This is a genomic window from Actinokineospora spheciospongiae (genome assembly GCF_000564855.1).
In the GTDB taxonomy this organism is placed as follows: domain Bacteria; phylum Actinomycetota; class Actinomycetes; order Mycobacteriales; family Pseudonocardiaceae; genus Actinokineospora; species Actinokineospora spheciospongiae.
The window spans coordinates 15545-34197 of the sequence record NZ_AYXG01000100.1 but is presented as its reverse complement, the minus strand read 5'-3'; the positions used below and the strand labels follow the sequence as shown (position 1 = coordinate 34197).

The 18653-nt window shown below is 73.3% G+C and carries 18 protein-coding genes; 12 read left to right on the top strand and 6 right to left on the bottom strand.

Annotation, left to right across the window (positions count from 1 at the left end):
- Positions 1–89: 89 nt before the first annotated feature.
- Positions 90–926: a DegV family protein gene (locus UO65_RS13775; RefSeq protein WP_035282562.1), complete on the top strand. Its 837-nt coding sequence runs from the start codon at positions 90–92 to the stop codon at positions 924–926.
- Positions 927–1007: 81 nt separating this feature from the next.
- On the opposite strand, the gene UO65_RS38080 is transcribed toward UO65_RS13775, so the two are convergent.
- Entirely contained in the window at positions 1008–1610 is a 603-nt protein-coding gene (locus UO65_RS38080; protein ID WP_233427568.1) for a DUF397 domain-containing protein, read from the bottom strand.
- Between the two features lie 198 nt (positions 1611–1808).
- A complete protein-coding gene (locus UO65_RS13765; RefSeq protein ID WP_035282560.1) occupies positions 1809–2678 on the bottom strand; it encodes a helix-turn-helix domain-containing protein in 870 nt (289 codons plus the stop codon).
- Positions 2679–2792: 114 nt separating this feature from the next.
- Here UO65_RS13765 and UO65_RS13760 point away from each other — a divergent pair, with 114 nt between their 5' ends.
- Genes UO65_RS13760 through UO65_RS13745 form a run of 4 tightly spaced genes read left to right on the top strand, consistent with a single transcriptional unit; the run spans position 2793 to position 7251 of the window.
- Entirely contained in the window at positions 2793–3632 is an 840-nt protein-coding gene (locus UO65_RS13760; protein ID WP_052021148.1) for an SAM-dependent methyltransferase, read from the top strand.
- A 40-nt stretch (positions 3633–3672) separates the two neighbouring features.
- Positions 3673–4443 carry a class I SAM-dependent methyltransferase gene (locus UO65_RS13755; RefSeq protein WP_035282556.1) on the top strand — a complete coding sequence of 257 codons (771 nt, stop codon included), beginning with the start codon at positions 3673–3675 and terminating at the stop codon, positions 4441–4443.
- Entirely contained in the window at positions 4440–5960 is a 1521-nt protein-coding gene (locus tag UO65_RS13750; protein WP_035282554.1) for a 1,4-alpha-glucan branching protein domain-containing protein, read from the top strand. Before UO65_RS13755 ends, UO65_RS13750 begins: the two co-directional genes overlap by 4 nt.
- A 34-nt stretch (positions 5961–5994) precedes the next feature.
- The gene (locus UO65_RS13745; protein WP_035282551.1) at positions 5995–7251 is read left to right on the top strand and encodes a glycosyltransferase family 4 protein; all 1257 of its coding nucleotides are present in this window, start codon (positions 5995–5997) and stop codon (positions 7249–7251) included.
- A 54-nt stretch (positions 7252–7305) separates the two neighbouring features.
- Here the strand turns inward: UO65_RS13745 and UO65_RS13740 are convergent, their stop codons facing one another.
- On the bottom strand, positions 7306–8058 hold the full coding sequence (locus tag UO65_RS13740; RefSeq protein WP_035282549.1) for an acyltransferase: 753 nt from the start codon (positions 8056–8058) through the stop codon (positions 7306–7308).
- Positions 8059–8102: 44 nt separating this feature from the next.
- Between UO65_RS13740 and UO65_RS13735 the strand changes: the two genes are divergently transcribed.
- Positions 8103–9044, top strand: coding sequence for a nucleoside hydrolase (locus UO65_RS13735; RefSeq protein ID WP_035282547.1), 942 nt, complete (start codon positions 8103–8105; stop codon positions 9042–9044).
- Positions 9045–9092: 48 nt separating this feature from the next.
- Here UO65_RS13735 and UO65_RS13730 read toward each other — a convergent pair whose 3' ends face one another.
- The 3 genes from UO65_RS13730 to UO65_RS13720 are packed head-to-tail and all read right to left on the bottom strand — an operon-like array spanning position 9093 to position 11755.
- On the bottom strand, positions 9093–10049 hold the full coding sequence (locus UO65_RS13730; RefSeq protein WP_035282545.1) for a class I SAM-dependent methyltransferase: 957 nt from the start codon (positions 10047–10049) through the stop codon (positions 9093–9095).
- Positions 10039–10818 (bottom strand): enoyl-CoA hydratase/isomerase family protein, encoded by a 780-nt coding sequence (locus UO65_RS13725; RefSeq protein WP_035282599.1) that lies wholly within the window; start codon positions 10816–10818, stop codon positions 10039–10041. Before UO65_RS13725 ends, UO65_RS13730 begins: the two co-directional genes overlap by 11 nt.
- A gap of 58 nt (positions 10819–10876) precedes the next feature.
- A complete protein-coding gene (locus UO65_RS13720; RefSeq protein WP_035282544.1) occupies positions 10877–11755 on the bottom strand; it encodes an ABC transporter ATP-binding protein in 879 nt (292 codons plus the stop codon).
- Between the two features lie 139 nt (positions 11756–11894).
- Between UO65_RS13720 and UO65_RS13715 the strand changes: the two genes are divergently transcribed.
- The 6 genes from UO65_RS13715 to UO65_RS13690 all read left to right on the top strand — a co-directional run bounded on the left by UO65_RS13715 (position 11895) and on the right by UO65_RS13690 (position 18072).
- Positions 11895–12308, top strand: a complete 414-nt coding sequence (locus tag UO65_RS13715; protein ID WP_035282541.1) for a WXG100 family type VII secretion target — start codon at positions 11895–11897, stop codon at positions 12306–12308.
- A complete protein-coding gene (locus UO65_RS13710) occupies positions 12305–13636 on the top strand; it encodes a hypothetical protein (RefSeq protein WP_035282539.1) in 1332 nt (443 codons plus the stop codon). The genes UO65_RS13715 and UO65_RS13710 overlap by 4 nt, the downstream gene beginning before the upstream one ends.
- Positions 13633–14685: a hypothetical protein gene (locus UO65_RS35820; protein WP_035282536.1), complete on the top strand. Its 1053-nt coding sequence runs from the start codon at positions 13633–13635 to the stop codon at positions 14683–14685. Before UO65_RS13710 ends, UO65_RS35820 begins: the two co-directional genes overlap by 4 nt.
- Before the next feature lie 76 nt (positions 14686–14761).
- The gene (glgX, locus tag UO65_RS13700; protein ID WP_035282533.1) at positions 14762–16891 is read left to right on the top strand and encodes a glycogen debranching protein GlgX; all 2130 of its coding nucleotides are present in this window, start codon (positions 14762–14764) and stop codon (positions 16889–16891) included.
- Between the two features lie 214 nt (positions 16892–17105).
- The gene (locus UO65_RS13695) at positions 17106–17648 is read left to right on the top strand and encodes a cysteine dioxygenase (protein ID WP_035282531.1); all 543 of its coding nucleotides are present in this window, start codon (positions 17106–17108) and stop codon (positions 17646–17648) included.
- Between the two features lie 28 nt (positions 17649–17676).
- Positions 17677–18072: a rhodanese-like domain-containing protein gene (locus UO65_RS13690; protein ID WP_035282529.1), complete on the top strand. Its 396-nt coding sequence runs from the start codon at positions 17677–17679 to the stop codon at positions 18070–18072.
- Positions 18073–18653: the final 581 nt, after the last annotated feature.

The following is an 18653-nucleotide window of genomic DNA, read 5'->3' as shown; positions in this document are numbered from 1 at the left end:
TGACCTTCCGCCGACCGCGTGACGGTGCTCACCGCCAACCGCTCAAAGCAACCCCGACGGGGGTTGGGGAAAGGCTAGGGTCGAGGGCCATGAGGGTCGCCGTCATCACAGACTCCACCGCGAGCCTGCCGCCGGAACTCGCCCGGCAGTGGGGGATTCGGGTCGTGCCGCTGCGCATCCGGATCGGCGACCACCTCGACGACGAGATCCGGGTGCCCGCCGCCGCCGTCGTCGCCGCCATGCGCGCCGACCGGCCGGTGTCCACCGAGCCGCCGGAGCCCGCCGCGCTCTACTGGGCCTACCGCGCCGCGGCCGAGGACGGGGCCGACGCGGTCGTGTCCGTCCACATCTCCTCCCGGCAGTCCAAGACAGCCGAGCACGCCCGCGAGGCCGCCGCGCGGGTCGGCCTGCCGGTCAACGTGGTCGACTCGCGCACCATGGGCATGAGCCTGGGCTACGCGGTCACCGCCGCGGCCAGGGTCGCGGGCGCGGGCGGCAGCCCCGGCCGGATCATCGACGCGTTGCAGCGCCGCCTGGACGGCGGCTCCACCTTCATCTACGTGGAAACCCTCGACCACCTCCGCCGCGGCGGCCGGATCGGCGCCGCGGCGCACCTCGTCGGCACGGCGCTGTCGGTCAAGCCGCTGCTGACCATGCGGGACGGTCAGATCGCCCCGCTGGACCGGGTCATCGGCGGCGGCCGGGCCAAGCGCAGGCTCGCCGACATCGCCACCGCCGCCGCGGGCGACCGCACGGTCGACGTCGCCGTGGAGCACGTCGGCGCCCCCGGGCAGGCCGCCGAGCTGATGGCCGAGCTGACCGAGCGCATCCCGGGGGTGCGCGAGCGGGTCGTCACCGACGCCAGCTCCGCCATCGCCGTGCACGCGGGCCCCGGCATGCTCTCGGTCGTCGTCTCGCAGACCTGACCAGCGCACAGAGGACGGTGGCCACCTCCCGGAGGGGAGGCGACCACCGTCCTCTGTGCTGGACGAGTGCTCGGGCGGCGGTCAGGCGGTGGCGGGCAGCCACCGCGCGCGGCCGGGTGTGGTCGGCACCCAGCAGCCGCGCAGCGGCGAGACCGACGCTTCCCCGCGGGCGGGCATACCCGGCGTGCGCTCGTCGGCGAGGTCCACGAGCTGGCGCAGGACGGCGGTCGCCCACCCGGTGCGCTGCCAGAGGACCAGGGTGGGGTTGAGCACGTCGAGGGTGTCCGCCGGGAGGCGGGAGGCGATGGCGTCGTCCTCGGCGTGCAACCGGACCACGTCGATCACGTCGTGGTGGGCGCGCACCCCGACGACGGCGGTCAGGTCCCCGTTGGCGTCTCGGGGGTGCAGGAACTCGAAGCCGCGGAGGACGAGCACCCGCAGCAGGTCTTCGGCGCTGGGCGCGTGCACCGTCCCCGCGCGCACGGCGCGGGTGAGCGAGGTCAGCGCGGCGCGCGGGAACACCAGGGCGGGTCCGCTGGGCGCCTTGCTGTCCCTGATCGCGGTGTGGTCCTCAGCGACCGGGGTCACCTCGACGCAGTTGCCGTAGGCCCCGCTGCGCGACCCCTTGCGCCACCGGGCCGCGCTCAGCAGCCCCGCAGGCATCCCGTTGCGAATGTCGGTCATCTGTCGACCTCCGGACCGTCTCGTGTCTGCACGTGCATCTGCCGTTGCTGACCGTAACACGGTCGAAGGGCTTGCACATGCACGTGCATCCGAAAGTGTCATCCGCTCGTGGAACTCGAACGTGCGAACGGGGATGCGCAGAGTCGAACGAGGAGCTGTCAGGGCGACACAAAAAGGTGAAGCAAAATAAGATTCGGGTCAGATCTCCTGGCGGCGCTTGACCAGGAACTGCCGCGTGTGGCTCGGCGTCTCCGCGTCGACGGTCAACCGGTCGGCCACGCGGCTGTAGCGCTCGATCTCCTCGGGCCGGTCCAGGTACGCCGCGCCGCCGAGGTGCTCCAGGTAGACCAGGTCGGGCAGTTCCGGCTCGGTGAAGCGCAGGATCGAGAACGAGCCCTCGGCCGCGTACCCGCTCAGCGCGTACGGCACCACCTGCAACGTCACGTTCGGCAGCCGGGTCACCTCCAGCAGGTGATCGATCTGCTCGCGCAGCACCCGCGCCCCGCCGATCGGCCGGTGCAACACCGACTCGTCCACGACCGCCCACAGCTTCGGCGCGCTCAGGCTGCGCAGGATGTTCTGCCGCGACATCCGCAGCGCGACCAGCCGCTCGGTCTCCGCGGTGGCGAGGTCGGGGCGGCCCTGGCTGACCAGCGCCCTGGCGTACTCCTCGGTCTGCAGCAGACCGGGCACGAACTGCAGCTCGTACATCTGCAACCGGGACGCGGCCTCCTGCAGCCCGACCAGGTCCTGGAACCAGGTGGGCATCAGGTCGCTGTAGCGGTGCCACCACCCGGGCTCACCCGCCTGGCGGACCAGGTCGAGGAACTGGTCGCGCTCGGTGGGGTCGTCCACCCCGTAGAGGGCCAGCAGGTCGACGATGTCCCGCTCCTTGAAACCGACCCGGCCCAGCTCCATGCGGCTGATCTTCGACTCGGACCCGCGGATGTGGTACCCGGCCTCGGCGCGGGTGATCTCGGCGCGCTCGCGGAGTCTGCGGAGCTGGGAACCGAGCACGATGCGGCGCGCGGTGGGCCCGCCGCTCTGCGCCTCCGCCACGGCCGCCATCCCTTCGCAGAACAATCATCACCCGACGTGGTTTCCGCCGGTTCCGTCCCCCTACAGTGAGGGTACCTCCTGATCGCGAAACATCCATGATCCACGACACCCGGTGAGGAACGCATGTCTACCGCAGGTCCCCACTCAGACGAGCCAGGGGTGCCCGTCTACATCGACACCTCCAAGGCCAGCATCGCCAGGGTGTACGACGCATTCCTGCACGGCAAGGACAACTACGAGATCGACCGCGAGGTCCTGCGCCGCGTGCAGAGCGTCGCCCCCGAGGCCGCGCAGCTCGCCTTCGACAACCGCGAGTTCCTCATCCGCGTCACCCGGTTCGTGGCGCTGCAGACCGGCATCACCCAGTACCTCGACCTCGGCTCCGGCCTGCCCACCGCGGAGAACACCCACCAGGTGGCGCAGCGGATCAACCCCGAGTCGACCGTCGTCTACGTCGACAACGACCCGGTGGTGCTCGCGCACGGGCGCGCGCTGCTGGAGGAGAACGACCAGACCCACTTCACCGCCGAGGACATCTTCGAGCCGGAGCGGGTGCTGGCCGACGAGGTCGTGCGCAAGTACATCGACTTCGACCAGCCGCTGGCGCTGTTCCAGATGGGCACCATCCACCACTACGGGGGCGAGCGCGACCCGGCCGACATCATGCGGGTCTACATCGACGCGCTGCCCTCGGGCTCGGTGGTCGGCATCAGCCACTTCTTCGACCCGGAGACCAGCGAGTACAGCCCGCTGGCCCGGCGCATGGAGGACGTGTTCCTGCACAGCCCGATGGGCACCGGCCTGTTCCGCACCCGCGCCGCCATCGAGAGCATGTTCCCCGGCCTGGAACTGGTCCCGCCCGGCTTCTCGCTGTGCGCGGAGTGGTGGCCGGACGGCCCGCAGCTCAAGCCGCTCGACGAGGTGCAGTTCTGCATCGCGGGGGCGGTCGGCCGCAAGCCCTGACCCTTACTGACCAGTAGTCCATCGGCTACCGTCTTCCCGCGTGTCCACCGAAACCGCAGGCGCCGCCGACAAGCTGCCGCTCACCGGGGAGCGCACCGTCCCCGGCATCGCGGAAGAGAATTATTGGTTCCGCAGGCACGAGGCCGCGTACCTGAACCTGGCCCACCACTGCGCGGGCGCGGTGGTGCTGGAGGCCGGGTGCGGTGAGGGCTACGGCGCCGACCTGCTGGCGGGCACCGCCCGGCAGGTCATCGGGCTCGACTACGACGCGTACACCGCCGCCCACGTGGCGAAGGCGTACCCGGCGGTGCGGACCGTGCGCGGCAACCTCGCCGCGCTGCCGGTCCGCACCGGCGCGGTCGACGTGGTGGCGAACCTGCAGGTGATCGAGCACCTGTGGGACCAGGAGGGCTTCCTGCTGGAGTGCCACCGGGTGCTGCGCCCCGGTGGGCTGCTGCTGGTCACCACGCCGAACCGGATCACCTTCTCCCCCGGCCGCGACACCCCGCTCAACCCGTTCCACACCCGCGAGCTGGCGGGCGGTGAACTGGCCGGGCTGCTGCGCGACGCGGGCTTCACCGTGGAGTTCCTGGGCGGGCTGGCCCACGGCCCCCGGCTGCGCGGGCTGGACGCCGCCCTGGGCGGGTCGATCATCGACGCGCAGTTGGAGGTCGCCGTCTCCGGGGAGCCGTGGTCGGCGCAACTGCTCGACGCGGTGACCTCGGTGGCGTCGGCGGACTTCGAGATCACCTCCGCCGACGACGTGGACGTGGACGCCTCGCTCGACCTCGTCGCGGTCGCACGCGCATGAGCGAGCCGATCGGGGGCTTCGCGCTCGTCCTGCACAGCCACCTGCCCTGGCTGCCGCACCACGGCACCTGGCCGGTCGGCGAGGAGTGGCTCTACCAGGCGTGGGCGCACTCCTACCTGCCGCTGGTGGGGATGCTGGAGCGGTTCGCCGCCGAGGGCCGCCGCGACGTGCTCACCCTGGGCGTGACCCCGGTGCTCGCCGCCCAGCTCGACGACCCGCACTCGCTGCGCGCCGTGCACGACTGGCTGGGCAACTGGAACCTGCGCGCCCAGTACGCCGCCACCCGCTGGCAGCGCGACGACCCGCTGCTGCGCGAGGTGGCCGCGGCGGAGTTCCGGGCGTCCGCGGCGGCCCTGGGCGAGTTCGAGGGGCGCTGGCGGCACGGGTTCTCGCCGGTCCTGCGGCCACTGGTGGACAGCGGTGTCGTCGAGCTGATCGGCGGCCCGGCCACGCACCCGTTCCAGCCGCTGCTCGACCCGGCGCTTCGGGCGTTCGCCCTGCGCGCGGGCCTGGACGACACCACCGCCCGGATCGGCCACCGGCCCGAGGGCATCTGGGCGCCGGAGTGCGGGTACGCCCCGGGCATGGAGACCGGCTACGCGGCGGCGGGGGTGCGCCGGTTCCTCGTCGACGGCCCCGCGCTGCACGGCGACACCGCCCTGGCCCGCACGGTCGGCGACTCCGACGTGGTGTGCTTCGGCCGCGACCTGGAGGTCACCTACCGGGTCTGGTCCCCGAAGGCGGGCTACCCGGGCGACCCCGCCTACCGCGACTTCCACACCTACGACCACCCGTCGGGCCTCAAGCCCGCGCGGGTGACCGGGCGCCACGTGGCACCGCAGGACAAGCGGCCCTACGAGCCCGCCCTCGCGCTGGAAACCGTGCAGCGGCACGCGGTCGACTTCGTGGACACGGTGGTGCGCAGGCTGCACGAGCTGAACGACAGGCACGGCAGGCCGGGGCTCGTGGTGTCCGCGTACGACACCGAGCTGTTCGGGCACTGGTGGCACGAGGGACCGGCGTGGCTGGAACAGGTGCTGCGGCTGCTGCCCGCGCGCGGGGTCGAGGTGACCTCGCTGCGCGGCGCGCTGGACGCCGGCTACCTCGGCGGCCGGGTCGACCTGCCCGCGTCGTCGTGGGGGTCGGGCAAGGACTGGCGGGTGTGGGACGGCGAGCAGGTGGCCGACCTGGTGCACGCGGGCGCCGAACTGCAACGCGACCTGCTCGACCTGGTCGCGCACCGGGCGCCGTCGGTGGGCCGCGACCCCGTGTTCGACCAGGTCGTCCGCGAGGCCCTGCTGGCCCTGTCGAGCGACTGGGCGTTCATGGTCACCAAGGACTCGGCCGCCGACTACGCCCGCCGCCGGGCCAAGGTGCACGGCGAGCGCTACGCCGAGCTGGCCTCGCTGCTGCGGTCGGGGGCGCGCGAGCGGGCCGCCGACCGGGCGGCCCGGCTGCGCGCCGAGGACGGCCTGTTCGGCGACCTCGACGCCAGAACCCTCCTTACCGGCAAGTAGGGTTCTCAGACCCGAAGGTGAGGAAGTCGACGAGATGCGCGTGCTGATGCTGTCCTGGGAGTACCCGCCGGTGGTCATCGGCGGTCTGGGCAGACACGTGCACGCCATCGCGGTCAACCTCGCCGCCCAGGGCCACGAGGTCGTCGTGCTGTGCAGGCACGAGGCGGGCACCGACGCCGCCACGCACCCCACCACCGACACCACCGACGCCGGGGTGCGGGTCATCCGCGTCGCCGAGGACCCCACCCACCTGGTCTTCGAGAAGGACCTGGTGGCCTGGACCCTGGCCATGGGCCACGGCATGGTCCGCGCGGGCCTGGCCCTGCTGCGGCAGTGGCGGCCGGACGTGGTGCACGCCCACGACTGGCTGGTCACCCACCCGGCGGTCGCCCTCGCCGAGCAGGCCGGGGTCGCCCTGGTCGCCACCGTCCACGCCACCGAGGCGGGCAGGCACAGCGGCTGGCTCTCCCAACCGCTCAACCAGCAGGTCCACTCGGTCGAGTGGTGGCTGGCCAACCGCGCCGACGCGCTGATCACCTGCTCGTCGGCCATGCGCACCGAGGTCGCCCACCTCTTCGAGGTCGACCCGGCTGGCATCGAGGTCATCCACAACGGCATCGAACCTCGCGGCTGGCGGGTCTCGGCCCGCGACGTGCGCGCCGCCCGGCTCACCCACAGCCCCGACGGCGCCCCGCTGCTGCTGTTCTTCGGCAGGCTGGAGTGGGAGAAGGGCGTGCACGACCTGATCGCCGCCCTCCCCCGCATCCGCCGCACCCACCCCGGCACCCGCCTGGTCGTCGCGGGCCGGGGTTCGCAGGCCAAGGCCCTGGTCGAGCTGTCGAAGAAGCTGCGCGTGCGCCGCGCGGTCGAGTTCGCTGGCCACCTCGACGACCGGGAACTGCTCGCCACCCTGGCCGCCGCCGACGCGGTGGTCCTCCCCAGCCGCTACGAACCGTTCGGCATCGTCGCCCTCGAAGCCGCCGCCGCGGGCGCCCCCCTGGTCGCCTCCACCGCGGGCGGCCTCGGCGAGGTCGTCGTCCAGGACCGCACCGGCCTCTCCTTCCCCCCGGGCGACGTCGACGGCCTCACCGGGGCCACCCGCGCCGTCCTCGACGACCCGGCCGCCGCCAAGCGCCGGGCCCGCCTGGCCAAGTCCCGCCTCACCAAGGACTTCGACTGGTCCCTCATCGCCACCCGCACCGCGGAGGTCTACACCCGCGCCACCCCGGCCCACCCCCGCGAACTCGGCCGCCCCAAGATCGCCACCGGCAACGCCTTCACCGTCTCCTAGGCCCGGTCCGCCCCGCGGGCCGGGACTCGCCCCCGGAACCCCGGCTCAGGGGGCTCAGCTCTCCAGCGTCTTCTGCAACGCCTTGGCCGCCTTGCGGGCCATGTCCGCGACGGCGGCGCGGCGCTCGGCGTCGGCCTCGTAGGCGGAGACGCGGTTGCGCACCACCTTCGCCGGAATCCCCGCCGCCACCGCGAAGTCCGGGATGTCACCGCGGACCACGGCGTGCGCGCCGAGGACGCAGCCGCGCCCGATCCGGGTGCCCTTGGTGATGGTGACCTTGGTGCAGACCCAGGTGTCCGGGCCGATGCGGACCGGGGACTTGACGATGCCCTGGTCCTTGATCGGCTGGTGGACGTCCGCGGTGACGTGGTCGAAGTCGCAGATGTAGACCCAGTCGGCGACCAGGGTGGCGGCGCCCAGCTCGATGTCGAGGTAGCAGTTGACCACGTTCTGCCTGCCGAAGACGGCCTTGTCGCCGATGCGCAGCGAACCCTCGTGGCAGCGGATGGCGTTGCCGTCGCCGATGTGGACCCAGCGGCCGATCTCCAGCCTGCCGAAGCCGGGGCGGGCGTGGATCTCCACGTCCCTGCCGAGGAAGACCATGCCGCGCAGCACCACGTGCGGGTTGACCAGGCGGAACTTCAGCAGCCGCCAGTACCGGACCAGGTACCACGGGGTGTAGGCGCGGTTGCGCAGCACCCAGCGCAGCGAGGCCACCGTGAGGAACCGGGCCTGCGCCGGGTCGCGGTGGCCGCGGGACCAGAAGCGGAGCCGGGTGGCGACCGGGGAACCCCACATCGACGTCATGCCGGTGACGGTAACCCAGCGCCACCGGGTGGCAGGCTGGGGGCATGTCCCGACTGATCATCGACACCGACCCCGGCGTGGACGACGCCTTCGCCCTGGCCCTGGCCGCCCGCTCACCCGAGGTGGACCTGCTCGCCGTGACCACGGTCTTCGGCAACGTCGGCCTGGAGCACACGACGCGCAACGCCCTGCGGGTACTGGCTTTGCTCGGCCGGGAGGACGTCCCGGTCGGCGTCGGCGCCGCCCGGCCGCTGGTGCACGCCACCCCGCTGCGGGCGGCGGCGGTGCACGGCGACGACGGGTTGTCCGGCCGGTCCGCGCTGCTGCCGCAGCGGTCACGCGGAGTGGAGCCGGAGGACGCCGTGGCGCTGATGGCCCGGCTGATCACCGAATCCCCCGAGCCGGTGACGCTGGTGCCGATCGGGCCGCTGACCAACATCGCCGCGCTGCTGGCCGCCCACCCCGGGGTGAAGTCCAACATCGACCGGGTGGTCATCATGGGCGGCGGCCTCACCGGCGGCAACGTGACCGCCGCGGCCGAGTTCAACCTGTGGTGCGACCCCGAGGCCGCCCACCGCGTCCTGGTGACCGAGGACCTGCCGACCGTGCTGGTCCCCACCGACCTGACCTACCAGTGCGCTGTCGACGGCGACTGGCTCGACCGGCTCGCGGCGTCCGGGCCGCTGGGCGCGGCGCTGGAGCCGCTGACGGAGGTCTACCGGGCGCACTACCGGCAGATCCTCGGCTACGACGGCACCGTCATCCACGACGCGGTGGCCGTGGCGGAGGCGATCCGGCCGGGAATCCTGCGCACCACCCCGATCCCGGTGCACGTCGACACCGCGTTCGGCCCGCGCCGGGGCGGGCTGCTGGCCGACCGGCGGCTCATCGCGCCCGCGGTCGACCCGGGGTTCCGCACGATCGAGGTGGCACTGGAGACCGATGTGGAGGCCCTGCGGGCGTTCCTGCTCGACCGGCTGACCTGAGCCGGGGACGGCCGCGGCGGTCGAGGACCCCGCCGCGGCCGCCGACCGTCACAGCGGCTTGCGGCCGCCGATCATGACGTTGTAGAAGAACTGCCTCGGCACGACCCGGCGCATGACCTTCTCGTCCAGCCAGGACAGCCGCTGCCAGGACTTCATCGCGAACAGCGCCCAGCCGAAGCCCAGCTTCTCCCGGGGCACCGCGGCCTCGAAGGTGCGCACCGGCCAGCCGAACAGCGCCGCGGTGAACTCCTCGGTCACCGCGTTCACCTCGACCATGCCCGCGTCGCGCGCGGTGCGCTCCAACTCGGCCGGGTCGAAGGTGTGGATGTCGACCACGGCCTCCAGCGCCGCGGCCCGCGAGGACTCGTCCAGCTCGCCCTGCGGCCGCCGCCACGAGCGCAGCGGCCCGAACTTCGTGATGTTCGTGGTCAGCCACCAGGTGGCCTGCCCGAGCTTGCGCGCGTAGGTGTCGCCGATCTTCGTCGGCTCGCCCGCGAAGACGAACCGCCCGCCCGGCTTGAGCACCCGGCGGATCTCGGCGAACGCGGCGGGCAGGTCCGGGATGTGGTGCAGCACCGCGTGCCCGACGACCAGGTCGAAGCTGTTGTCGTCGTAGGGGATGCGCTCGGCGTCGGCCACCCGGCCCTCGACGTCGAGGCCCAGGCCCTTGGCGTTGCGCAGCGCGACCTCGACCATGCCGGGCGAGAGGTCGGTGGCGAAGCCCTTCCTGCCGACCCCGCCCTGCATCAGGTTCAGCAGGAAGAAGCCGGTGCCGCTGCCCAGTTCCATGACCGTCTCGTACGGCCAGCCGTCCTCGCCCGCGACCGCCTTGAACCGGCCGGTGGCGTACTCGATGCAGCGCTCGTCGTAGGAGATCGACCACTTCTCGTCGTAGGTGCCCGCCTCCCAGTCGTGGTACAGCACGTTCGCCAGCTTGGGGTCGGCGAACGCGGCCTGCACCTCCTCGGCGGTGGCGTGCGGGTTCGGGGTGGGGTCAGCGGCCATCGAACTGCGCCTTCCCCGGCCCGTTCTCGATGAACGAGCGCATCCCGGTGTCGCGGTCCTCGGTGGCGAACAACGCGGCGAACAGGGTCGTCTCCAGCTTCAGACCGCTGGCCAGGTCGTTGTCCAACCCGCCGTCGATCGCCGCCTTGGCCGCCGCGAGCGCCCGCGACGCACCGCCGGTGAACTGCCCGGCCCACCGCCTGGCCGCCTCGTAGACGTCGTCCGGGGCCACGACCTCGTCGACCATGCCCAGGGCCAGCGCCTCCTCGGCCTTGACGAACCGGCCGGTGTAGACGAGGTCCTTGGTCTTGCTCGGGCCGATCAGCCGCGCCAGGCGCTGGGTGCCACCCGCGCCGGGGATGATGCCGAGCAGGATCTCCGGCTGCCCGACCTTGGCGTTGTCGCCCGCGATCCGCCGGTCGCAGCACAGCGCCAGCTCGAAGCCGCCGCCGAGGGCGAAGCCGGTGATCGCCGCGACCGTCGGCTTGGGCAGCGCCGCCACCTCGGCCAGCGAGGACTGCAACTCGGGGGCGTAGTCGACGATGTCGCCGTAGCCCATCTCGGCGAACTCCTTGACGTCGGCGCCCGCCGCGAACACCTTCGGGCCGCCGTAGACGATCACCGCCTTGACGTCGGCGCGCGCCCTGGCCTCCCGCGCCGCTTCGCGCAGCTCAGCCTGGAGCTGCCGGTTGATCGCGTTCATCGGTGGCCGGTCGAGGCGGATGGTGCCGACACCGTCCTCCACCTCGAGCCGGACGAACTCACCCACGGCCATGCCCTCCTACCGGTTCGTGTACCACGGTCGTCGCTGACCCGACCGTCGAAGGTTACTCGTCAGTACGCACTGTATGGCCAGTGCTGCGCCGGGCGAAGTAGCGGTCCCCCGACCGTTCGAGCTCCAGCGGCTGCCCGAAGGCCGCCGACAGGTTCTCGCTGGTGAGCACGTCGTCGATCAGCCCCTGCGCCACCACCTCGCCGCGGGCGAGGAGCAGCAGGTGGGTGAACCCGGGCGGGATCTCCTCCACGTGGTGGGTCACCAGCACGGTCGCGGGCGCGTCCGGGTCCATGGCCAGCTCGCTCAACCGCCCGACCAGGTCCTCGCGACCACCGAGGTCGAGCCCGGCGGCGGGCTCGTCGAGCAGCAGCAGCTCAGGGTCGGTCATCAGCGCCCGGGCGATCAGCGTGCGCTTGCGCTCGCCCTCCGACAGGGTGCCGAAGGTCCGCTCGGCCAGGTGCGCGATGCCCATCGACTTGAGCAGCCCACCCGCCCGACCGGTGTCGAGCTGGTCGTACTCCTCGCGCCAGCGCCCGAGCACCGCGTACCCGGCGCTGACCACCACGTCGAGCACGGTCTCGTCCGGCGGAATCCGACCGCCGATCGCGGCGGTGGCGAAGCCGACCCTGGTGCGCAGCTCGAACACGTTCACCCGGCCCATCCGCTCGCCGAGGACGTGCACCACCCCCGCGGTCGGGTGCAGCTCCGCCCCGGCGAGCCGCAGCAGCGTCGTCTTGCCCGCGCCGTTGCCGCCGAGGACCACCCAGCGCTCGTCCAACTCGACCTGCCAGTCGACGCCCCTGAGCAGGTCGTTGCCGCCGCGGCGGACACCCACGTCCGCCAGGTGCAGCACCAGGTCGTCGAGGTCGTCGAGGTCGCCGTGCGTCTCGGGGCCGCTGCCGGGCTGGATCTGGTCCGTCACACCGGCCATTCTGCCTCTGCGGCCCCCCGGCCTCCCCGCGCGGGGCTTGCCGACCCGTGCGGCCGTTTTGACCGGGTGCGCAACCGGGCTGTCCCCCGGTGGGACGATCCGCGTCTACTCGTGGCCAACGCACAGACAGGAGCGGGTGATGGCGTCGGGATACACGGTGAACACCACCAGCCTCGCGATCAGGGTCGGCGAGCTGAACGCGGTGGCCGACTCGGTGGGCGAGGTGATCTCGACGCTGAACGCCGCGAGCGGCGACCTGGGGCCGGGCGAAATCACCGCCGCGGTCACCGAGGTCATCGACCAGTGGCAGCAGAACCTGGGGAAGATGCGCGACAAGATCGGCACGATCGCCGACAACGTCCGCGGCGCGGTGGCCAACTACGAGTCCGTCGAGCAGGGGGGCCGCGACCGGATGATGGCCCTGGCCGACGAGACCGTCGCCGAGCAGCTCGTCCAGGGCCTGGTGCGCAACGCCCCCGACGTGCAGGTGGCCAACCAGCACTCCCGGCAGGGGCAGGGCGGCTCGACCGGCGGCGGCAGGAGGCACCGATGAGCAGGCCGGGCTTCCCCGCGCTGGGCTTCGACCCGACACCGGGTGAGAGCAGCTCCGTGCAGGCGGTGCTGCTGTCCATGGCCTCGGCCCAGCAGGCCATCGCCACCACCCTGCCCCGGTTGCAGGACGCCGCGAAGATCACCGACTCAGCGGACTGGGGCGGCAGCGCCGCCGAGGAGTTCAGCGACCACGGCGACGACCTGCCGCAGGCCCTGGGCAAGGGCGGCGAGTCGCTGGGCGCGGCCACCAAGGCGCTGAGCACCTGGTCGGGGCAGTTGACGGCCAACCAGGCCAAGGCCGACGAGCTGGAGGCCAAGGCCAAGAAGATCAGGAAGGACCTCAAGGCGGCCGAGGCCGACCTGGAGTCCGCCGCGGCGGCCGTTCCGCACGACACCGGCCACCCGCGGTACCGGGAGCGGTACGACGCCTTCCTCACCGCGAACGAGGCGTGCGGCAGGCTCGACGACGCGCTGCGCAAGGTGCTCGACGACGCCGAGCGGCTGCGGGCCAAGCACCTGCGCGAGGCCAACAGCGCCGCCGCGGGCATCCGGGGCGGCCCCGACGACGCCTTCGAGCCCGAGAACGACTCCTGGTACGTGCAGGCCTTCGACGGCACCGCGATCGCGGCCGACGCGGTCTCACTGGCCACGGGGGCGGCCGCGGCGGGCCTGGCGGCCACCGGCGTCGGCCTCCCGGCCGCCGCGGTCGCCGAGGGGATCTCGACCGCCTCGGGCGCGGTCGGGTCCGTGGCGGGCCTGGGGCAGCAGTTGTCCGGGTCCAGGAACGCCCCCGGGTGGACCAGCACGCTGCTCGGCCTGGGCACCAGCGTGATCCCCGGCGGCGGCACGGTGGCGGCGGGGGTGCGCTCCGCGGGCAAGGCCGCGTTCAAGCGCGGGGAGAAGGTGGCGGCCCGCCAGATCGCCAAGGACATGCGGGGGGCGCTGACCGACGGCGGCGTCCCCGGGCTGGTCGACGACGCCAGGGCCGTCCGGGAGAAGGGCCTGACCCGCAAGGTGCGCCGGGACCTCATCGACGCCGGGCGCGCGGCGGCCAAGAAGGACCCGGACCTGCTCGAACGGTTGTCGAAGGTCCCCACCCCGCAGCGGCGCGAGGTCTGGTTGGAGCTGGGCAGGAGCGAGCGGCAGCGCGAGGGCCTGGTCAGCGCCGTCGACCACACCCAGAAGCTGGCCGAGAAGGCGGGGGTCGAGCTGTCGGAGGAGCAGAAGGACCGACTGGCCCTGCTGCGGGTGGCCATGAACCCGACCGGCGACGCGGTCGACCAGGCGGTCACCGACAAGATCAGCGGCACCCTGAGCGGCGACAAGTGATCATCTCGATGCCCCCGGACGTGGTCCAGCGCATCCCCCTCGGCAGCCGGGACACGGCGGTGCGCGAATTCGCCCAGGCCATCGCGGGCATCCGGCCCGCGGCGGCGGCCGACCTGGAAGCGCTCGCGGGCGAGGCGGTCGACGCCGCGCTGCGCGAGGGCGCGGTGCTGCTGGCCGTGGTGGAACCCCAGGACGCCGCCCCCGCGCTGCTCACCGGTGTCCCGCTGGACGCCCCGCCGTCCTGGGACCAGGACTCGGCGGAAGCGCTGCGCGACTCGGTGGAGGACCTGGCGGGCCCGGACGTGCGGGAGACGGTCGTGGTGGAGACCGGCCTGGGCCCGGCGGTGATCGCCCAGCGGGTGCCCGGCCCCGAGCAGGTCCGCGACCGCCGCCCGCTGACCCTGCAACTGCAGGCGTTCATCCCGGAGCCGGGGACGGGCCGGATGCTGCTGCTCACCCTCGCCTGCCCGTCGCTGACCGGCTGGACGGCCCACCAGCAGCTCTTCGGGCAGATCGTGGCCGCCGCAGGCCCGGGACCGGCCGAGTGGGACACCGGTTTCGGCCCGGTCGGCTTCACCCCCGCCCTCGCCGCGACCGGCAGACCCCCCGCCGTCCCCGACCCCGCCTCCTCCCAGCCCGACCCGGCAGCCGGGGCCGCCGCCTCCCAGCCGCGTCCGGCAACCGCGATCCCCGCCTCCCCCCAGCCAGGTCAGGCGGTCGGACGCCCCGCCTCTTCCCGGCCAGGCCAAGCGACCGGGAGCCCCGCCTCCTCCCAGCCAGGCCAAGCGACCGCCTCTTCTCAGCCAGGTCAGGCGGCCGGACACCCCGCCTCTTCCCGGCCAGGCCAAGCGACCGGGAGCCCCGCCGCCTCCCGACCAGGCCAAGCCGCCGCCTCTTCTCAGCCAGGTCAGGCGGCCGGGGCCGCCGCCCCCTCCCGGCCGGGTCCGGCGGCCGAGCAGGTCCGTCCCGCGGTGTCCCGGCGCCCGCGCGGGCGCCCGGCGGTCGACGAGGAGGAGTCGTTCGAGCACCACACCTTCCGGCTGACCTGAGCCCGGGGGGCGATTTCGCTCACTCACCGCCGCCACCGCCCTCGATCGTCCGGCCGAGCTGAGCGAGGATGGACGGGTGTCCCACACTGACCCGCGCACGCTGCCCGGCCACCCGTTCCCCCTCGGCGCCCACCCGGAGGCGGGTGGTGTCCGGTTCGCGGTGGCCAGCTCGGTGGCCGAGTCGGTCGAGCTGTGCCTGGTCGGCGACGGGGACGACGCCCCGGTGGAGCAGCGGATCGAGCTGACCGAGCGCACCTTCGGCATCTGGCACGCCCTGGTCCCCGGCATCACCCCGGGCCAGCGCTACGGCTACCGGGTGCACGGCCCGTGGGAGCCGGGCCGGGGCATCCGGTGCAACCCGGCGAAGCTGCTGGTCGACCCGTACGCCCGGCGGATCACCGGCACCGTCGGCGACCTCGCCGCGGTCCGCGCCCACCGCGGCGACGCGCTGACCGGCGCCCCCTCCCGGCTCGACTCGCGCGGCTCGGTCCCGCTGTCGGTGGTGGCCGCCGCGGGCGGCTCGGCCACCGGTGCCCGCCCGGACGTGCCGTTCGAGGAGACGGTGGTCTACGAGCTGCACGTGCGCGGCTTCACCAAGCTGCACCCGGAGGTGCCCAAGCACCAGCGCGGCACCTACCTGGGCATGGCGCACCCGGCGGTCATCGAGCACCTGGTGCGCCTTGGGGTGACCGCGGTCGAGCTGCTGCCGGTGCACAGCCACTCCGACGAACCGATGCTGCTGCGCTCGGGCAGGCACAACTACTGGGGCTACTCGACGCTGGGCTTCCTGGCACCGCACGAGGGCTACGCGTGCAGGCCGGGCCACGAGATCGAGGAGTTCCGCACCATGGTGGCGGCGCTGCACGCCGCGGGCATCGAGGTGATCCTCGACGTCGTCTACAACCACACCTGCGAGGGCGGCGTTGACGGCCCGACGCTGTCCATGCGCGGCCTGGACGCCCCGGCCTACTACCTGCTCGACGACGCGGGCCGCGACATCGACCTGACCGGCTGCGGCAACACCCTCGACCCCGGCTCGCCGACGGTGGTGCGGCTGGTGACCGACTCGATGCGCTACTTCGCCACCGAGCTGGGCGTCGACGGCTTCCGGCTCGACCTGGCCAGCGCGCTGGGCCGCCCCCGCGGCGGCGCCTTCGACCCGAACTCGACGCTGCTCACCGCCATCACCACCGACCCGGTGCTGTCCAACCGCAAGCTGATCGCCGAACCGTGGGACGCCACCGGCGAGGGCTACCGGGTGGGCGGCTTCGGCGGGCAGTGGGCGGAGTGGAACGGCCGCTTCCGCGACGGCGCCCGCGACTTCTGGCGCGGCGCCACCGGCCCGCGCGACCTGGCCTACCGGCTGTCGGGGTCGTCGGACCTGTACGCGGGCAGCGGCAGGCGGCCGTGGGCGTCGATCAACTTCATCACCGCCCACGACGGCTTCACCCTGCGCGACCTGGTGTCCTACGACCACAAGCACAACCAGGAGAACGGCGAGCACAACCGCGACGGCACCGACGACAACCGCTCGTGGAACTGCGGAGCGGAGGGCGAGACGGGCGACCCGACCGTGCTGGCCCTGCGCGACCGGCAGGCCCGCAACCTGCTGGGCACCCTGCTGCTGTCCACCGGCACCCCGATGCTGTGCGCGGGCGACGAGCGCTGGCGCACCCAGCACGGCAACAACAACCCCTACTGCCTGGACAACCACACCTCCTGGTTCGACTGGGCGGTCGACGCGCGCGCCGAGGACCTGCTCGCCTTCACCCGGCGCCTCACCGCGCTGCGCGCGGAGTCCCCCGCCCTGCGCCAACCGCACTTCTTCGACGGCAGGCCCACCCGCTCCGGCGAACCGGACCTGGTGTGGTTCCGCGCCGACGGCGAGGTCATGACCGACGAGGACTGGTTCGACGAGGGCAACCGCACCCTCGGCATGTGGATCGACGGCTCGGAGTGCCTGTCGCGCAACCGGGAGGGCGAACTGGTCGCCGACGACTCGTGGTTGCTGCTCCTGCACTCCGGCCCGGACGCCGTCGAGTTCACCCTGCCGTCGCAGCGCTACGGCGAGTGCTTCGTCCCGGTGCTCGACAGCGGCACCCCGCGCGGGGTGCCCGCCGCCGTCGACCCGTTGTCGCCGGGCAAGGCCATGGTGCTCACCGGGCGCACATTGCTCCTGTTGCGAGCCCCGCGTACCAATCAGTGAGAAGCCTGGTGAATTCCTCCCGCCCCGTGCCAGCATCGCCCCGTGACCAGGTCCGCGACGTTGTTCACGTGGTGCGACCGCACGATCGACCTCCTGCTGGTGGCGTCGTGCGGCTGTAGCGCCACGCGGTGCGCCCACCCGCCGGACCCCCCGGCCTGAACCGGGCGCACCGCGTTCCGCCGTCGCAGCACGACACGACCCGGGAGCGCGCGCCATGACCACCTCGACCTCCGACCTGGACATCCACCCCCGCTTCGCCGTCCCGCGGCTGCGGGAACTGATCTCCCCCCGAAGTCCACTCTGGACCCCGGCTGAACTCCGCGACCTCACCACCGCGGTGAGCACCGATCTACAGCAGCAACTCCTCTCAACGGTCCGCTTCTCCAGCCCCCAGCGCTGGTGGGCCCGCCTCGCCGTCACCGACGAGGTCGAGCTGTGGTTGCTGTCCTGGCTCCCCGGCCAGGGCACCGCCCCGCACGACCACGGTGGGGCCTCCGGCTCGTTCACCGTGCTCCTGGGTGAACTGGCGGAGACCTACCGCTACCCGTCCGGCCCGATCCGCCACCGCCTGCACACCACCGGGTCGGCACTCGGCTTCGGCCAGGGCCGAGCCCACCGGGTGCAGAACCTGGGCACCACGATGGCCGCGAGCGTGCACGCCTACTCCCCACCGCTGGTCCCCACCCGCGAGTACGCCAGCCTGCGCGACGTCCCCGCCGAAATCCCACCCCTCCCCACCCAGCGCACCGCCCGATGACCACCCCGCCCCACCCCGGGAGCCCCACATGAGCGGCGTCGACGACCAACTCGCCCAGGCCAGAGCCGAACTCGACCGGGTCGACCCCGCCAGGGCCGACGAACTGCGCCGGGCAGGCGCGGTCTTCGTCGACATCCGCCCGCTGACCAACCGGGCGGCCGAGGGCGAAATCCCCGGCGCGGTCCCGGTGGAGCGCATCCACCTGGAATGGCGCCTCGACCCGCACGGCGACCACCGCATCCCCGGCTTCACCGAGGACACAACGGTCGTGGTGCTCTGCAACGAGGGCTACGCCTCCAGCTTCGCCGCCCGCGACCTCAAGCGGGTGGGCCTCCCCCACGCCACCGACCTCATAGGCGGCTTCCGCGCCTGGCAGGCAGCAGGCCTGCCGGTACAGGAAGGCGGCACCCCCGCCATCCCCTGACCCCGCCACCCTCGGCCCCACCGCGCAACATGCCTGAGCAGCCACACGGCCCTGGCGCGGCGAACTCAGGTGGTCTCGCCGGGAGGAACGGCAGACGAGACCACCGCAAAGCACCTCCGGTCGTGACGCCCCGAGTCCAGGCGTTCGCCGGAACAGCACCCAGGCAAGGCAGCCACAGAGCACGCGCCACCCCCACCTGGCCGCAACCGGACTAGCCGCCACCGGCAGGTGGGGCGCCAGTCGGGTGGGGCGCAGGTGGTGCGGGCGGGGGGTTGGCGGCGCACGGGTGGCGAGCGGGGCTGGCGGGGCGCGGGTGGCGCGTGGGCGGGGCGTGGCGGCTGGCGGCTGGCGGCTGGCGGCTGGCGGCTGGCGGCTGGCGGCTGGCGGCTGGCGGCTGGCGGCTGGCGGCTGGCGGCTAACGGTGGCGAGCGGCGGCTAACGGGTGGCGGGTAGCGGGTAGCGGGTGGTCCGGCTGGCCGGTGAGGTGGACAGCCTGTAGCGCCGTGGCGCGGGTGGCCGGGGGCGGGGGCGGGGAACCCCGGGCGGGTGTGGCGCGTCTGCGTCGTGTGTCGATCCCGCGT

What these genes read in the sequence shown, in the direction of transcription:
- UO65_RS13775 (WP_035282562.1), top strand. Translation starts at nt 90, where the DNA reads ATGAGGGTCGCCGTCATCACAGACTCCACCGCGAGCCTGCCGCCGGAA.
- UO65_RS38080 (WP_233427568.1), bottom strand. Translation starts at nt 1,610, where the DNA reads ATGACCGACATTCGCAACGGGATGCCTGCGGGGCTGCTGAGCGCGGCC.
- UO65_RS13765 (WP_035282560.1), bottom strand. Translation starts at nt 2,678, where the DNA reads ATGGCGGCCGTGGCGGAGGCGCAGAGCGGCGGGCCCACCGCGCGCCGC.
- UO65_RS13760 (WP_052021148.1), top strand. Translation starts at nt 2,793, where the DNA reads ATGTCTACCGCAGGTCCCCACTCAGACGAGCCAGGGGTGCCCGTCTAC.
- UO65_RS13750 (WP_035282554.1), top strand. Translation starts at nt 4,440, where the DNA reads ATGAGCGAGCCGATCGGGGGCTTCGCGCTCGTCCTGCACAGCCACCTG.
- UO65_RS13745 (WP_035282551.1), top strand. Translation starts at nt 5,995, where the DNA reads ATGCGCGTGCTGATGCTGTCCTGGGAGTACCCGCCGGTGGTCATCGGC.
- UO65_RS13740 (WP_035282549.1), bottom strand. Translation starts at nt 8,058, where the DNA reads ATGACGTCGATGTGGGGTTCCCCGGTCGCCACCCGGCTCCGCTTCTGG.
- UO65_RS13735 (WP_035282547.1), top strand. Translation starts at nt 8,103, where the DNA reads ATGTCCCGACTGATCATCGACACCGACCCCGGCGTGGACGACGCCTTC.
- UO65_RS13730 (WP_035282545.1), bottom strand. Translation starts at nt 10,049, where the DNA reads ATGGCCGCTGACCCCACCCCGAACCCGCACGCCACCGCCGAGGAGGTG.
- UO65_RS13720 (WP_035282544.1), bottom strand. Translation starts at nt 11,755, where the DNA reads ATGGCCGGTGTGACGGACCAGATCCAGCCCGGCAGCGGCCCCGAGACG.
- UO65_RS13715 (WP_035282541.1), top strand. Translation starts at nt 11,895, where the DNA reads ATGGCGTCGGGATACACGGTGAACACCACCAGCCTCGCGATCAGGGTC.
- UO65_RS13710 (WP_035282539.1), top strand. Translation starts at nt 12,305, where the DNA reads ATGAGCAGGCCGGGCTTCCCCGCGCTGGGCTTCGACCCGACACCGGGT.
- UO65_RS13695 (WP_035282531.1), top strand. Translation starts at nt 17,106, where the DNA reads ATGACCACCTCGACCTCCGACCTGGACATCCACCCCCGCTTCGCCGTC.
- UO65_RS13690 (WP_035282529.1), top strand. Translation starts at nt 17,677, where the DNA reads ATGAGCGGCGTCGACGACCAACTCGCCCAGGCCAGAGCCGAACTCGAC.